Origin of the sequence: Paenibacillus sp. LjRoot56 (assembly GCF_964253335.1) — a bacterium.
Lineage (GTDB): Bacteria > Bacillota > Bacilli > Paenibacillales > NBRC-103111 > Paenibacillus_E > Paenibacillus_E allorhizoplanae.
On record NZ_CAXURV020000002.1, the window covers coordinates 480657 to 496530 of the forward strand.

Here is a 15874-nt window from a genome sequence, read left to right on the forward strand (position 1 = left end):
ATTGAATGCCGATTGATTGCGCATTACCATTAGAGATGTAGCAACTCTAGTATATTTAGATCATTCGGGGAGGTTCACATGAGACAAAGAGATAAAGCGAAAACAGCGGTAATTCTCTCGGCAGCAGGACTATTGGTGCTCTCTGCTTGTAGCACAGAGGGTTCGAAAGATAGTGCAACGGCGACACCTAATGCTTCTGCAACACCTAACGCGAACTTAATGGCGAAGTATGAGAAACCAGTGGATATTACAGCATGGCGCTACACAGAAGCAACTTATAAGTATGAAAATGGCGACACGATCGAGAATAATATTTATACAAAAGCTTATCAAAATGACCTGAATATCAACTTAAAATATCAATGGACCGTGCCTGTTGAGCAATTCGATCAAAAGTTGAATGTGGCGATTGCGGCGGGAGATCTGCCGGATGTTATGTGGTTGAAAAACAAGCAACTCACCGATTTGGCTGATAATGATATGCTATATGACTTGACAGAACTGTATGACAAGTATGCATCGCCGATGGCAAAGAGTATTCTGCAGCAGGATCAGAAGGCGTTCGATACAGCTAAAATTGGCGGCAAGCTGATGGCGATTCCACAGACATCGTCGGCAATTGACGGATTACCGCTCTTGTATGTACGTGCGGATTGGTTAACGAAGCTTGGACTTTCGGAGCCGAAGTCGATGAAGGAAGTTCTGGCGGTTGCTGAAGCATTCACGAAGAAAGATCCAGACGGTAACGGCAAAGATGATACCTTCGGGATGGCCTTTACGAAGTCGTTCTTAGCGGATACACATTTCGGAACAACGGGCTTCTTCTCCGGTTTTCATGCTTATGCGGGTAAATGGGTGAAGGACGCATCAGGTAAACAACTTGTGTATGGAAGTATTCAACCAGAAGTGAAAACTGCGCTGAAGCAGCTCCAAGATATGTACGCACAAGGTTTGCTCGATAAGGAATTCGGTGTAAAAGACCGTGCTAAAGTTACAGAATCCGTTGTCGGCGGCAAAGTCGGTATCTTCTACGGCAGCATGTCTGCACCATTGTCGATTATTCAGAAGAACATCGATAACGATCCGAAAGCAGATTGGAAAGCGATCCCGCTGGTTTCTGTTGATGATAAGAAGGCAACACCAATCGGTAAAATGCCAATTCAACGATATTATGCAGTTAGCAAGAAGAGCAAGAATCCGGAAGCGATTATTAAGCTTCTCAACTTCGCGATGGATGGTTATGACGAGAGTAAGAAGCCGAAACCAGAGATGAGCTTCAGCCCTACGAATGTCCCTGTTTACCTCTATAGCCTGATGAATCCAGAGCCTGCGAACAAAAACTTGAGCGCACATAACAACACGCTTAGTGCGATTGCTTCGAACGATCCGTCCAAACTGACGACGGAAGAAAAGGGCTACTACGACAAAATTGTAGACTACCGTAAAGGTAACAATGCGAATTGGGGAACAGAGCGCGTATTCGGTACGCCGAGCAGCTTCGACGTCATCAGCAAGTACGTGAAAGATGATAACTATATGTTAGATGCTTTCTATGGTGCAGCAACACCTACGATGGTTGAGAAGAATGCATCTCTTCTGAAGTTGGAAGAGGAAGTATTTACAAAGATTATTATGGGCCAATCCATCGATACGTTTGATAAATTCGTTGAAGACTGGAAGAAGCTTGGCGGTGAACAGATTACGAAGGAAGTCAACGAATGGTACGCAAAAAGTAAATAAGAAGTTGACGGCTTAATACGAGATTGGAGCTTAGGGGGAAGCGGTCGTACACTGCTTTCCCCTTCGTTATTTGTCCATGTATGCAAACGGAGAGGAGTACAAACGGATATGAATAAAAAACTGCAGGAAATTCCTTTGCATCTTATGCTATTACCCGGTGTCATTCTTACGATTATCTTTAGCTATGTCCCGATTGCAGGGATTGTCATTGCTTTTCAAAAATTTGTACCATCCAAAGGGATTTTTCATTCCAAATGGATCGGGCTTGATAATTTTCGCTACATGCTGGAGATGCCTAATTTTTCGAGTGTAGTATGGAACACGGTTTTCATTGCTGTCATGAAGATCATCGTACACTTAATTGTGCCAGTTATTTTTGCTCTTCTATTAAATGAGGTCATAAGCACGGCTTTCAAACGTACGATTCAAACGATTATTTATTTTCCTTATTTTCTGTCCTGGGTCATTCTGGGAGGCATATTAATTGATATTCTCTCGCCTTCAGGCGGCATTGTGAATCAGATGCTTGGCCTAATTGGCATCAAGCCTATTTTTTTCCTTGGCAACGAAAACTGGTTTCCTTTTACACTTGTCGCTTCAGACACTTGGAAGGAATTCGGATATAGCACGATCGTTTATTTAGCAGCCCTCACAGCCATAGATCAATCTTTGTACGAAGCTGCAGTTGTGGATGGCGCGAATCGTTGGAAGCAAACACTCCATGTTACAATCCCCGGCATGCTGCCTATTGTCACGCTGATGACTGTTCTAAGCTTAGGTAATGTGCTGAACGCTGGTTTTGATCAGGTGTTCAATCTGTACAGTCCGATGGTCTACAGCACAGGGGATATTATTGATACGATGGTTTACCGGATCGGCTTAGTAGATGCGCAATATGGTGTAGCGACGGCAGTTGGATTGTTTAAATCCGTTATTGCGTTCATCTTGATTGTGATTTCGAATAAGCTTGCCAATCGGTATACGGGTTATCGGATATTTTAAGGTGAGGGGGAAAGGTTATGCAGAAAGTGACAACGAGCAGAAAAGTATTTCTGTTAGTTAACTATATAGGGCTTGGTTTGATCGCATTCCTATGTCTATTGCCGCTTATTAACGTACTGGCTGTCTCTTTCAGTTCTAGCAGCGCTGCGGCAGGTGGTTTCGTCAAGCTCTGGCCCGTGGATTTCACGATTGCTTCATATAAACATGCTTTAACGAAAAAGGAATTTCTTGAAGGCTTAATCGTTTCCATTCAAAGAGTCGTGCTCGGTTATGGCATTAATATGGTGATTACGATCTTGATTGCCTATCCACTTTCCAAAGAAACAACGACGCTTCGGGCAAGAAATGTATATGCATGGTTTTTTATCATCACGATGCTATTCCATGGCGGATTAATTCCTAGCTATATGACAATGAAAGCACTCGGCTTGCTGGACACCATTTGGGCACTAGTGCTTCCTGGAGCTGTTCATGTCTTTAATATGATTTTGCTGTTGAACTTTTTCCGGAATTTACCCAAGGAAATTGAAGAAGCTGCGTACATTGATGGAGCGGGTCATTGGAAGGTGCTTTGGAGCATGTACATTCCATTGTCTAAGCCTGCCTTGGCAACGATCACCTTATTTACCGTGGTTATGCATTGGAATTCGTGGTTCGACGGTTTAATTTATATGAATTCACCTTCGAATTATCCGCTGCAAAGCTATTTGCAAACGATTATTGTCAATCCTGACTCCAGTACACTTTCGTCGACTGAGTTGTACATGTCAGAAGTATCCGATCGTACTTTTAAGGCGGCGCAAGTATTCTTAGCGGCATTGCCGATTTTGATCTTTTATCCATTCTTACAGAAATATTTCATGAAAGGCCTCGTTATGGGCAGTGTGAAAGGATAATAGAGTGGGCTGCCTAAGGCAGTCCATTTCTTTTAAAGGGGGACTATTCGTATGAGTGAGAACATGATAAATCGGCTTCGTGGTATTTCCGTGGAGGCACAGTTAGGTGAACTAAAAAAAGCAACAGATCATGATGTGCTAAAAGAGTGGCTTGGTACAGGTGTGAAGTTTGCTTCGACAGGTGGGCGTTTGGAGGAGACGTATTATAACGGGCTGAGCAAGCTGTTCGATTGCATCGTACCTACGATGGGGGATGCGCCTGTGCTGCATGAGGGTGGCATTTATCTAGGCTGCTGGATGGAAAGCACGGGGACGATCAACAATGAATTGTTGTCGCGTTTCCTGCCTTCGGTATCGGAGGATACTTTTCAACTATTCGCAGATTATCAGAAGGAAGATGGTCAGCTACCTTATAAAGTGACGGAGAACGGTCCAGCGTTTAGGCAGATCCAAATGGTGACCCCGCTTGCTAGGAGCGTGTGGAACCATTATGTGTTAAACGGTCGCAATCAAACCTTCTTGCGGAAAATGTATGAGGCCATGGTACGTCATGACGGATGGCTCGCGACGTATCGTGATACTCGTCAAACAGGATGTGTCGAGGCATTTTGCACGTTCGATACGGGACACGACTTGTCCCCGCGTTTCTGGCACGTGCCGGATTCCGCCCATCTGGACGATGCTCGGCAGTATAACCCCGATTCACCTACGTTGCCCTTCTTAGCGCCAGATTTGACGGCGAATGTGTATTGTCAGCGTCTTTATTTATCGCGCATGGCGCAGGAGCTTGGGGATGAGCAGACGGCGGGGGAGTGGAATGCAAAGGCAGAGATGAGCTTGAACAGCTTGTTCGTACATTGCTTCGATAAAGAGGATGCTTTCTTCTATGATGTAGATCGAAATGACGAATGGGTTCGCGTGCAGTCTGATGTTTTGTTGCGTGTGCTTGCCTGTGAGGTAGGCGATGGGGATTTCTTCGCAGCGTCACTGCGGAAGTATTTGCTCAATACAAGCAAGTTTTTCGCGAAATATCCATTTACATCCGTTGCTATGGACGATCCGCGCTTCGATCCTTTCTCGAGCTACAATACATGGGCTGGTACGTCGAATTTCTTGAGCTTGATCCGTACGCCGCACGCCTTTGAGCATCATCATCGCTATGTGGAGTTGACTTGGGTGCTGAACCCGATTGTTACAGCATTGGCGCAGATGACGCGTTTCGCCCAAACGGTAAGCCCGTGGACAGGAAAAGAGGGCTATACGGAGTCCTATTCGCCAGCTATTCTGTGCCTGCTAGACTTCGTTGAGCGGATGTGTGGTATCGTGCCAAGGCCGGATGGTGAGCTTTGGTTCACGGCTCTGGTGCCGTATCCGCAGGATCATGGCGAGGTTATGGCTGCGGAAACAGGTTACAGTCGGATCGTCGACGGTGTCTCCTTCGAATTCATCACAACGAGAGACGGTGGAACGGTATATCGCAATGGAGAGGCATATTTGCAGATTCCCTTCGGAACAAGGGCTGTGACGGATCGTAAAGGGCAATTGAAAGCCATCATCGGGATGAGCGTTCGCACCATTGAGGGGACAGTTCGGTATGAAGGGCAAGAGTTTTCGTTGGTTGTGAAAGGAAATGAGCAAGTTGAGTTGGTGAATGGACAGTTTACTAGTGTGCGCGATGTAGGCGTTATTTATCCAACATATCGGTAAAAGGGAGGTAAGTAGGTATGGCGATGATAAAAAATAGTAACTTACAGATCCGTGATCCCTTTGTTGTACCCGTTGCCCAGGAGGGAAAGTACTATCTGTTCGGCAGTACCGATACGAATATTTGGGGCAAAGGGACTGGATTTAATGTCTATGTAGGACGAGACCTCATGGAGTGGGAAGGTCCGTATGCTGTGTTTAGACCAGAAGCGGATTTCTATGCCGAGAACAATTTCTGGGCACCTGAGGTGCATAAGTACGAGGATCGCTATTATATGTTTGCGACCTTCAGGCGGAAGGACAACGATTTGCTGGGGACAGCGGTGCTTGTAAGCGACAGTCTGCTAGGGCCTTTTACGCCGCACAGTGAGGGTCCTGTTACACCGAAGGATTGGTGCTCTCTAGACGGGACATTGTTCATCGATGAAGAAGGATTGCCGTGGATTGTATTTTGCCGTGAATGGCAGCAAGTAGCGGACGGCCAAGTGTGCGCAGTCAGATTGACTAAGGAGCTTAAGGGAACAATCGGTGAGCCTGTGGTTTTATTTTCCGCTTCGCAAGCTGCATGGCCAACGGCATTTCAGCATGCTCGTTATCCAGGGCAAGACAACTATGTGACCGATGGGCCATCGATGTATCGAACTAGTGCAGGCGTGTTGCTAATGTTGTGGGCAAGTTTTATCAACAACACGTATGCCTTAGGTGTTGCTACCTCGGTCTCAGGAACCGTCCTGGGTCCGTGGGTGCAGGAGGAGGAAGCGCTCTTTCGGAGCGACGGTGGGCATGGGATGCTGTTCCACGCATTCGATGAGAGCTTGATGTTGGCTGTCCACACGCCAAATCAGACGCCGAATGAGCGCCCACTTTTTCTGAAAATCGAAGAGGTGGCAGGGAAACTGAGGGTAATTGGCATGTAGGGATAAGGAATGATGAGAGCTACCGAGAGGTAGCTCTTTTTGTTTGTGGAGCTGAAGGAGAGGAGATAGTCGAATAAATCGACTAACTGGAGAGAAACGGGGCCCTAGCGGGAGGAGATAGTCGAATAAATCGACTTACAGGTGTACGAGAGGGCTTTTGTGAGTCTGTAAGTCGATCATTTCGACTTACAGGTGTGCGCGAAGGCTTTTGGGTGTTTGTATGTGTGTTTGGAGCTAAGCTAGTGGTATATAGAGTGGCGTTTGGAACGTGCCATTTCAACAATTGGCGTATATCTCACATAAAAACAACTACAAATAGGGTGTCCCGAAGCAGATTTCTCTACTTCGGGACACCCTATCCCTTTAAGGCACTAAAGTTCCCACTCGATGTTCATTTCTTAAATTTGCCGTAATGGAACATGTGAGTTCTCTTTACAATAGCTTCTAAACGACACCTTGTGCGATCATAGCATCGGCTACTTTGGTAAATCCTGCAATATTGGCGCCGACAACAAGATTGCCAGGATGGCCATATTCCTCAGCTGCTTGCACAGCGCTTCTGTAAATATTTTTCATAATCGCGTGGAGCTTATCGTCTACCTCATGGAACTGCCAGGAGTATCTCATGCTGTTTTGAGACATTTCTAGCGCTGATACAGCAACGCCGCCTGCATTCGCTGCTTTGGCTGGCCCGAACAAAACGCCCGCCTGCAGGAAGACATCAATCGCCTCTAAGGTAGATGGCATATTCGCGCCTTCCCCTACGGCTTTTACCCCATTTCTTACAAGAATCCTTGCGGACTCCTCATTGATCTCGTTCTGTGTTGCACTAGGCAGCGCAATGTCGCACGGAATGGACCATATGCCGTGACAACCTTCATGATACGTCGCAGTTGGATGTTCTTTCACATACTCACTGATTCTAGTACGCTCAACTTCCTTCAGACGTCGAACCGTTTCGAGACAGATTCCGTTTGGATCATGGATATAACCATTGGAATCGCTGCAAGCAACGACTTTAGCGCCTAATTGTACGGCTTTTTCAATGGAGTAGATAGCCACATTACCGGATCCAGAAACGACGACGGTGCTTCCCTCGAAGCTAAGGCCCTTGGAATTCAGCATCTCATTAACAAAGTAAACACAGCCATATCCAGTCGCCTCAGTACGGCCTAAGCTACCGCCATAGATGATACCCTTCCCAGTCAGTACACCAGACTCGTGAGCACCGCTAATACGCTTATACTGACCAAACATATACCCAATCTCGCGTGCGCCTACACCAATGTCTCCAGCCGGTACGTCAGTGTCCGGGCCAATATATTTATAAAGCTCAGTCATGAAACTTTGCGTAAAACGCATAATTTCATTATCTGATTTACCTTTAGGATCGAAATCAGAGCCGCCTTTACCGCCGCCGATCGGTTGACCAGTAAGGGAGTTCTTGAGCGTTTGCTCAAATCCAAGAAATTTGATAATGCTAGCATTAACGGAAGGATGGAAACGCAAACCACCCTTGTACGGTCCAATTGCACCGTTAAATTGCACACGGAAACCACGATTTACTTGCGTAATCCCTTGGTCATTTACCCAGGGTACTCGGAAAGTGATCAAGCGCTCTGGCTCCACGATCCGCTCAAGAATGCCGTGTTTCATGTACTTCGGCTGCTTGGTGAGAACTGGAATTAAAGATTCAATAATTTCTTTCACAGCTTGATGGAACTCTGTCTCGTTCGGATTACGCTTGACTACGGTTTCGTATATGCCTTGTACATACTCTCTTGCAGCTACATCATTGTCCACTTGAACTAACACACTGTCATCCACCTTCGCAATTTAAATATAATAAAAAAGTTTATTAGTATAGTTTTACCTTATTCGAGCCAATTGGGCAATCAAAATTTACATGTCATGTAAGCTTACTAATTGGTGTTACGAAAGTGACCATTAGACTAAATTTACAACTTGTAGTATACTTTGCAAAGTGTGAATTAGGTTAAAAATGTGCAACATACATAGTTACAAGTTTATTATGGAAAAGAAAAGGAATTGGGATACATGGATAATCGAACACCACGCGTAGATCCTCGGGTTCTTCGAACACGTCAATTGCTTAAAGACGCTTTCGTCGAATTGCTTCAGGAAATGGATATCGAGAAAATTTCAGTCAATCGCATAGCAGAGCGCGCTACCATTAACAGAGTTACGTTCTATCTGCATTATCGAGATATTCCAGATATGTTGGAGAAGATGGCGGATGAAATGATTGAAGACATCAATCGCATTTTGACCCATGCGTCGGCGAATCAGCATTCAAAGGAAGAAGAGGATTGGCCGATGTTGGTGAACTTGCTGGAGCACTTTGCCGAACATGCGAAGTTTTATAAAGTTGTACTTGCGTCAAGACGAACCCCGATTTTTACAGATCGCATGTTAAGGCTTCTAACGGAATTGGTAACCTCACGTATTGAGAGGATGGGGGATGAATCCGTTTTAGCTACAGCAGGTATTCAAAAGGATATTGCCATATGGTACGGTTCTTCTGCCTTAATTGGTACAATTGTTGCTTGGCTTCGTCAAGATATGCCGTATACACCTGTCTATCTGGCTAAGCAATTTATTATGATGCGTACCCTTTCATAGGAATGAATAGAAAAACAGCGGGAGCCTTGGACAAATGTAGTCGTTCAAGGCTTCTGCTGTATTCATTTGTAGCAGATGAATTTCTATCTGATGCTCCTGATATGCATCTCATGACATAGTCAATCAGTGGAAACTGATATCACGAATTAGCGATTGTCACCTAAATGGCCGCTAGATATACTTAGGGCGAATCGATGAAAGACGAACATGATGGCATGTAAGGGCGAGAGATCGAATCACGATCCGCAGGTGGAAATCACGAAGCATGTCCTTGTCATTCGCGACTTAACATTATTAAGGAGGTCTTCTCAAATGAGTTTTAGAAAAAAAACGGCTCCAATCAAATTGGCTTCTGTCGTTGCTTTATCTATGATTTTTGTAACGGGTTGTGGCTCTAGCACAAATGTAGAATCTTCATCAGAAGCACCAAAAGGTACGACTGCACCAGCAGCTCCATTGAAACTGTCTTATTGGGTCGGCATGCCTACAGACGGTGCTCGGGTAATGAAGAATTATAATGATTCGCTGTTCTATCAGGAATTAGAGAAAAAAACGAGCGTGAAGGTTGATTTCCAGCACCCGGCGATTGGCTCTGAGAAGGAACAGTTCAATCTGCTTATTGCCTCGGGTAATTTACCGGATGTCATTGAATACAATTTCATGAACTATCCTGGGGGCCCTGAGAAGGCGATCTCCGATAAAGTCGCTATTCCACTTAACGATCTCATTGCGAAGAATGCGCCGAATTTGAAAAAATATTTGGATGAGCATCCCGAGTTGAAGAGGGACGTGACCACCGATTCTGGTACGATCTATGCATTCCCGGCGATCGGTGTTGGAAACTCTAACGTGAGCAGCGGGTTAATGCTGCGTAAGGATTGGTTGAATGAACTGGGGCTGAAGACACCGGAGACGATCGAAGAATGGACTACAGTGCTTCGAGCGTTTAAGGAGAAGAAAGGCGCGAAAAGCCCGTTGACGTTAACGAGAGATGATTTTAAGGTTGATCGTTTAAATGGGGCTTTCAATATAGGTGTAACGTATTATATCGACAACGGCAAGATTAAATATGGACCGTACGAACCGGTGTTTAAAGATTATTTGATGCAGCTCAATGCTTGGTATAAGGAAGGTCTGCTAGATAAGGATTTTGCTACTCAGGACGCAAAAGCGAAGGATGGCAAAATTACGAATAGCAGCTCTGGTGCATTCGCAGCAAATATCGGAAGTGGTATGGGTAAGTATTTGAATGCTATTCCAGAAAGTGCTAAAACATTCGATCTGGTGGCAGCCCAACATCCTGTGTTGAAGAAGGGTGAGCAACCTAAAATTTTCACGGCAGCCTATGAATATCGCGGCGATGGCAGCGCAGTAATAACGCCTAACAATAAGAATGCGGCGTCAACGGCAAAGTGGCTCGATTATTTATACTCCGATGAAGGCAACACGCTGAAATCGTTCGGAGTGGAGGGAACCACCTTCAATAAGGTCAACGGCTTCCCTAAATATACGGACTTGATCACGAACAATCCGGAGAAGCTGTCCATCGGAGAGGCTATGGCCAAATATCTTCGCGTGGCAACGCCAGCACCTGGCTTTGTTGGAGATGATCGCTATACGGAGCAGTATTACAAGTATGACCAGCAGAAGGAAGCTTTAACTGTTTACAATAAATATTATAAAAATCTAGAGCAAACGCGAATACCGCGCATTTCTCAAACTCCTGAAGAAGCACAAGAACTATCTGCGATTATGGCAGAGGTTGATACGTATAAGGATGAAATGTTCCTTAAGTTTGTAATGGGTTCGGAATCGTTTGATAACTATGATAAATATATCAAGCAATTGAAAAGTATGAAGATTGAACGCGCGATTGCACTCAAGCAAGCAGCTTTCGAGCGATTCAAAACAAGGAAATAGTCATAGTTAACTATAAATAGGGCACCGAATGGCAAGGTGCCCTCCGGTTAAACCGGTGGATAGGAGGATGGAAATGAAAGCGCTGTCTAAGGATTACCGAAAGCATAAATATTTGTACTATATGATATTTCCGGTTATCCTGTACTATTTAATTTTCCATTACGTGCCCATGTATGGGGCGATAATTGCTTTCAAGGACTATCGGATCGCCGAAGGCTTCTTACACAGTCCGTGGGTAGGGTTCGATCATTTCACTAGCTTCTTCCAAAGCTATTATTTTTGGAGATTGATTCGAAATACACTTCTCCTCAATGTTTACATGTTGTTGATCTCATTTCCAGCACCGATTATCTTTGCGCTCCTAATTAATGAGATCGTCGGCCAGAGATTTAAGAGGATCGTACAAACGATAACCTATCTCCCCCACTTTATTTCAATGATCGTCGTATGTGGGATGATCACTCAGTTCTTAGCTAGGGAAGGTTTCATTACAGATTTCCTTGTATGGTTAGGGATGGAGCGGCAGGTACTACTGGCACATCCGCAATATTTCCGCAGTATTTATATTATTTCGGATATCTGGCAAGGGGTAGGCTGGGGCTCCATCGTTTATTTAGCTGCCATTACCGGTATTAATCCTGATCTATATGAGGCTTCGCGAATGGATGGGGCCAATCGATGGAAGCAAACGCTGCATATTACCTTACCAGGAATATTACCCATTATCGTCATTTTGTTCATCTTGAAAATCGGTCACATGCTGGATGTAGGATTCGAGAAAATCATTCTGCTGTATAATCCGAATACGTATGAAACTGCTGATATGATTAGTACCTTCGTATATCGCAAAGGCCTTGAGGGGTCCTTCGAATTCAGCTATGCAACCGCTGTTGGGTTATTTCAAGCAGCAGTTAACTTTATCCTGCTGATCATGGCTAACCGAATCAGTAAAAAGGTGAGTGAGAACAGCTTATGGTAAACGGCACGATTCGCAAAAACGTGGGAGGAGTCACCTTCCAAACTGTCAATACGCTATTTATGGTGCTAATGATTGTGATCACGTTGTACCCGTTTATTTATGTAGTATTCTCATCTGTCAGCGACTCAAAACAGCTGCTCTCGCACACCGGTGTGCTGCTGAGTCCCAAAGGCTTTACTTTGGCTGCTTATGCGATGGTTTTCAAGAATCCTAATGTTGTAGGGGGATATATCAATACCTTATTCCTAGTCTCGATAGGAACAGCACTCAATTTGATCATGACAAGTTTTGGTGCTTATGTGCTATCACGCAAAGGGGTTGCTTGGAGTAGACATGTCATGCTGATGATCGTGTTTACGATGTTTTTCTCTGGCGGTCTGATTCCAATGTATTTGCTGGTCAATAATTGGTTGCATATGGGGAATAATCTGCTTGCACTAATCGTTCCTGGCATCATCTCAACGTGGAATTTGATAATACTGCGTACGTCGTTCAGTGCGATCCCCGATAGTCTAATTGAATCAGCACGGATGGACGGTGCACAAGATTTCACCATCCTGTTTCGGATTGTTATTCCGCTTTCTTTGCCAGTCATGGCGGTAATGGTTCTATTCTATGGCGTAGGTCACTGGAATTCCTGGTTTGGAGCTATGATTTACCTTCGGGATCGGGATCTATTTCCATTGCAATTAATCCTACGGGAGATCTTAATTCAGAATAATACGAATTATATGTCGGGCAATTCTTCTATTGAAGATGTAGAGGCTGTAGGAGAAAGTATTAAATATGCAACCATCGTCATTGCCACGTTGCCGATTCTGTTCGTATACCCCTTCTTACAGAAATATTTTGTGAAAGGTGTTATGATAGGGTCGATTAAAGAGTAGGTAAACTGGCTATGGGAGTGTTGATGAGTGAAGATTAATTGGAGATGGAAAGGTATGCTGAGCAGGTGGTTGTGGTCCTATGCCATTGTGCTTCTAATTCCAATTATTGTGATGGCGGTAACCCATCTGCAAACGCAGCGGGTCATTGAAGACGAGATTTCAAAGGCGAACTCCGCTTTGCTCTCTCAACTTCAACAGGAAATCGACAACTACATCGATTATACCTATCGCTTATCGGAGGTGATCTCACTCAATCCGAAGGTGAGCTCTTTGATTCGTAGCCAGAAAGAGATTGGCACCGCAGAACGCATCTCTATAGTTCAGTTGCTCGCGGAATTCAAAGCTTATAATATTACAAAGCGATATGTGAGTGGTTTCTATATTTACTTTCATGAGGGAGATTTTGTTTTGACCGACAGCTCCTATTACGAGACGGAAATGTTTGTTCACCAACATCTTACACCAATAGGGGTGTCGTTAGAGCAATGGAGAGGCTATTTGATGCAATTGCATAAGGGTTCATTCTCCACATTTCGCGAATTTGGCGGAGAGAGAAAAGGCACAATCATGCAAACGCAATCACTACCACTCCAACTTGGAAGTGTACCTCTTGCAACACTAGCGATTGAGTTGAACGAAGAACAGCTGATGTCTTCTATTAGCAATATTCAATCCTACAATCAGGGTAAAGTATATATCCTTGATGCCGAGAATAAGCTGTTGGCAACATCCGAAGCAGAAGGACATGGGGAACGCGTATTTGATATTCCGCGCGGTGAAGGGGAACAACGCATTCTTAAGACCTCTGCCATATGGGATGGGGAAGAAGTTATCCTGTCTTATATTGAATCAGGTCGGAATAACTGGAAATATGTATATGTGCTGCCAGCACGCTTGTATAGTGAGAAAGCCGAATATGTCTGGAATATGACAGTTCTAATGCTTGCAGTTGCTGCTGTAGTCGGATTTATTATTGCCGTCTTGCTTGCAAGGAAGAACTATTCGCCTCTACGCAGATTAGTTCGCAATGTTGCAGAACGAAGCGAATTAAGCATTATTAACATGTCGGAATCGAATGAATATGACTACTTGGAAGAAGTACTCGATAATGCACTAGATCGCTATACATTAATGAATCGCACACTGGAGAAGCAGAACAAGACACTTCGTTCGAATTTGCTTACACGTCTTCTGAAAGGCCGGATTGAAAATGGTTTTCCAATAGCTGATGTATTGCCAGAGTACGGTATTAAGCTCCATTCCGAGAAGTTCGCAATCGTCTTGTTTTATCTAGAGGATTACAGCGGCTTCTTCCGTCAAGACGAACAGGACGCAGAGAAAAAAAGAGAATTCGTTCATCACATTATGTCCAATATCGTGGAGGAGCTTGCCGCTCAGAAACATCAGGGCTGGATGACGGAAGTTGACGAAATGCTGGCATGCATTGTAAATTTCCGGCCAGATACGTCACCTGAATCAGCGTTGGAAGATCTGAAGAGCTTGATCGAAGAAGCACAGCGCTTTATTGGAAATCGCTTTCACATTTTGTTTACCATTTCAGTCAGTTCCATCCATAGGTCATCTGCGGAACTTCCGGTCGCTTATCTGGAAGCCCTGGAAGCCATGGAATACCGCATGTTGCTAGGAGTTCAGTCCATTATTTGGCATAACCAGCTTCAACAGCAAAAGCCTTCCTACGACTATTCGATGGAGATGGAGCAGAAACTGATCAATAATGTGAATGCCGGCGATTTTCTCGGAGCAACTGCGATGCTGGATGAAATTATTGATAGCAATTTAGCTGGGGATAACCTATCCGTGGATATGATCCGTTGTCTGATGTTTGATATGTGCAGCACGATGATGAAAGCGGCGATGGAGACCAATATGGATGGATCCGAACTGTATGAAGAGAATTTGCAGGCGATTCGCGAACTGATGAGCGGTAGTACGGTAGCTTCCATGCGTGAGCGAATGACCCAGTTTTTGCATAAAGTTTGCGGGTATGTGGATGAACGTAAGAAAAGCAACAAAAAAATACGCTTGAAGGAAAGCGTCTTGGCCCACATTAGTGAAAACTACCAGAACCAAGAGCTTAACATCAGCACCATTGCTGAGTATTTCAGTGTACATCCTTCTTATCTATCACGCTATTTCAAAGAGCAGGTAGGCGACAATCTGACGGATTATCTGAATAAATACCGTGTTGAGCAATCCAAGACATTGCTGCAACAGCCACATATTTTTATACGTGATGTCAGCGATATGGTTGGATTTTATAGTATCAGTACGTATATTCGTCTGTTCAAAAAGTACGAAGGCGTGACGCCGAGTGTTTACCGGGAAGGAAAGAGTAATTAAATAAATTGAGGTGATTCGATAATGTCGGACAATAGATATTACCCGACGATTATTTTGGGAGCGACGTTTGCCGGATTGGGTGCAGCCTATGCCTGTGGGAAGGAAGCACTTCTTATCGAAAGATCGGCTCTTGTCGGCTACGAATTTATTAACAGCTATAACTTTGGTGAAGCCTGGCATGCAACTTTACTTTCCAAAGAGGGGGAGAAGTTGAAGAACGAACTACTGGAGCGGGGGATATTATCCGAAGATGGCAGAGTACATATTCCCGCCATTGCTCCGGTGCTTTATAACAAAATAGGTTGCGATTCGCTCCCGATCCTCTTGCATTCAGATGTAGCTGATATCCGCCTGTCAGAAGCTGGCTATGAGGTTACGATCTACAATGCTTCGGGCTTTAACAGCTACAGAACAGACCGAATCATAGATACGAGGCCGGAGTACGCACCATCACACTGGATTAAGTCGAAGAGCCTAAATGCGATGCTGAACTGTGGGGAGGATGATCCGGAAGTTTCAACTACAACTGGAAGTTACCTTTTATTAACCAAAGGGAAATTAAAGGGTGAAGTAGTTGCGAAGGTTCCCGTAGAAGTGGAAGACGACTGGATTACTGCAAGGCATAAACTGCATCAATTGTGGGCGGGCAGACCGAAGGAGTGGGAAAGCTGGACGATTTCATCGGTAGCTGGCTTCTTTGAGCTGCAAATCGAACCGGAAACAGGTAGTGAAATTAGGCCTAGTTGGTTCAGTATGCCGTCAGCTGCTTATAGAAATCCATTGGAAGCGTTTGAAGCAGGCTTGTTAGTTGAAAGGAGGTATTAG

At 44.7% G+C, this 15874-nt stretch carries 12 protein-coding genes; 11 read left to right on the forward strand and 1 reads right to left on the reverse strand.

The genetic code is table 11. The annotated features are described in order from the left end of the window. Nucleotides 1-78: 78 nt before the first annotated feature. The 5 genes from ACSQ8O_RS14805 to ACSQ8O_RS14825 all read left to right on the forward strand — a co-directional run bounded on the left by ACSQ8O_RS14805 (nt 79) and on the right by ACSQ8O_RS14825 (nt 6259). Complete coding sequence (locus ACSQ8O_RS14805) at nt 79-1740, forward strand: extracellular solute-binding protein (protein ID WP_436242309.1); 1662 nt, start codon at nt 79-81, stop codon at nt 1738-1740. 108 nt (nt 1741-1848) lie between these two features. Then, nucleotides 1849-2742 (forward strand): ABC transporter permease, encoded by an 894-nt coding sequence (locus tag ACSQ8O_RS14810; RefSeq protein WP_056620062.1) that lies wholly within the window; start codon nt 1849-1851, stop codon nt 2740-2742. Nucleotides 2743-2759: 17 nt separating this feature from the next. Next, a complete protein-coding gene (locus ACSQ8O_RS14815; RefSeq protein ID WP_436242310.1) occupies nt 2760-3638 on the forward strand; it encodes a carbohydrate ABC transporter permease in 879 nt (292 codons plus the stop codon). Between the two features lie 51 nt (nt 3639-3689). Continuing rightward, a complete protein-coding gene (locus ACSQ8O_RS14820) occupies nt 3690-5345 on the forward strand; it encodes an MGH1-like glycoside hydrolase domain-containing protein (protein WP_436242311.1) in 1656 nt (551 codons plus the stop codon). Between the two features lie 23 nt (nt 5346-5368). Next, a complete protein-coding gene (locus ACSQ8O_RS14825; protein WP_436242944.1) occupies nt 5369-6259 on the forward strand; it encodes a glycoside hydrolase family 43 protein in 891 nt (296 codons plus the stop codon). Between the two features lie 444 nt (nt 6260-6703). Here ACSQ8O_RS14825 and gdhA read toward each other — a convergent pair whose 3' ends face one another. Next, nucleotides 6704-8074: an NADP-specific glutamate dehydrogenase gene (gene gdhA / locus ACSQ8O_RS14830; RefSeq protein WP_436242312.1), complete on the reverse strand. Its 1371-nt coding sequence runs from the start codon at nt 8072-8074 to the stop codon at nt 6704-6706. A gap of 243 nt (nt 8075-8317) precedes the next feature. Here gdhA and ACSQ8O_RS14835 point away from each other — a divergent pair, with 243 nt between their 5' ends. From ACSQ8O_RS14835 to ACSQ8O_RS14860, 6 genes are all read left to right on the forward strand, one after another. Continuing rightward, nucleotides 8318-8902 (forward strand): TetR/AcrR family transcriptional regulator C-terminal domain-containing protein, encoded by a 585-nt coding sequence (locus ACSQ8O_RS14835; protein ID WP_436242313.1) that lies wholly within the window; start codon nt 8318-8320, stop codon nt 8900-8902. 312 nt (nt 8903-9214) lie between these two features. After that, on the forward strand, nt 9215-10822 hold the full coding sequence (locus tag ACSQ8O_RS14840; RefSeq protein ID WP_436242314.1) for an extracellular solute-binding protein: 1608 nt from the start codon (nt 9215-9217) through the stop codon (nt 10820-10822). Nucleotides 10823-10895: 73 nt separating this feature from the next. Further along, on the forward strand, nt 10896-11801 hold the full coding sequence (locus ACSQ8O_RS14845) for an ABC transporter permease (protein WP_436242315.1): 906 nt from the start codon (nt 10896-10898) through the stop codon (nt 11799-11801). Between the two features lie 59 nt (nt 11802-11860). After that, the gene (locus ACSQ8O_RS14850) at nt 11861-12688 is read left to right on the forward strand and encodes a carbohydrate ABC transporter permease (protein ID WP_436242316.1); all 828 of its coding nucleotides are present in this window, start codon (nt 11861-11863) and stop codon (nt 12686-12688) included. Nucleotides 12689-12715: 27 nt separating this feature from the next. Then, on the forward strand, nt 12716-15049 hold the full coding sequence (locus ACSQ8O_RS14855) for a helix-turn-helix domain-containing protein (protein WP_436242317.1): 2334 nt from the start codon (nt 12716-12718) through the stop codon (nt 15047-15049). Between the two features lie 21 nt (nt 15050-15070). Then, nucleotides 15071-15874, forward strand: coding sequence for a hypothetical protein (locus ACSQ8O_RS14860; protein WP_436242318.1), 804 nt, complete (start codon nt 15071-15073; stop codon nt 15872-15874).

Excerpts from the sequence above, each read along its gene's own strand:
- ACSQ8O_RS14805 (WP_436242309.1), top strand. The coding sequence starts at position 79 with ATGAGACAAAGAGATAAAGCGAAAACAGCGGTAATTCTCTCGGCAGCA.
- ACSQ8O_RS14810 (WP_056620062.1), top strand. The coding sequence starts at position 1,849 with ATGAATAAAAAACTGCAGGAAATTCCTTTGCATCTTATGCTATTACCC.
- ACSQ8O_RS14815 (WP_436242310.1), top strand. The coding sequence starts at position 2,760 with ATGCAGAAAGTGACAACGAGCAGAAAAGTATTTCTGTTAGTTAACTAT.
- ACSQ8O_RS14820 (WP_436242311.1), top strand. The coding sequence starts at position 3,690 with ATGAGTGAGAACATGATAAATCGGCTTCGTGGTATTTCCGTGGAGGCA.
- ACSQ8O_RS14825 (WP_436242944.1), top strand. The coding sequence starts at position 5,369 with ATGATAAAAAATAGTAACTTACAGATCCGTGATCCCTTTGTTGTACCC.
- ACSQ8O_RS14835 (WP_436242313.1), top strand. The coding sequence starts at position 8,318 with ATGGATAATCGAACACCACGCGTAGATCCTCGGGTTCTTCGAACACGT.
- ACSQ8O_RS14840 (WP_436242314.1), top strand. The coding sequence starts at position 9,215 with ATGAGTTTTAGAAAAAAAACGGCTCCAATCAAATTGGCTTCTGTCGTT.
- ACSQ8O_RS14845 (WP_436242315.1), top strand. The coding sequence starts at position 10,896 with ATGAAAGCGCTGTCTAAGGATTACCGAAAGCATAAATATTTGTACTAT.
- ACSQ8O_RS14850 (WP_436242316.1), top strand. The coding sequence starts at position 11,861 with ATGGTGCTAATGATTGTGATCACGTTGTACCCGTTTATTTATGTAGTA.
- ACSQ8O_RS14860 (WP_436242318.1), top strand. The coding sequence starts at position 15,071 with ATGTCGGACAATAGATATTACCCGACGATTATTTTGGGAGCGACGTTT.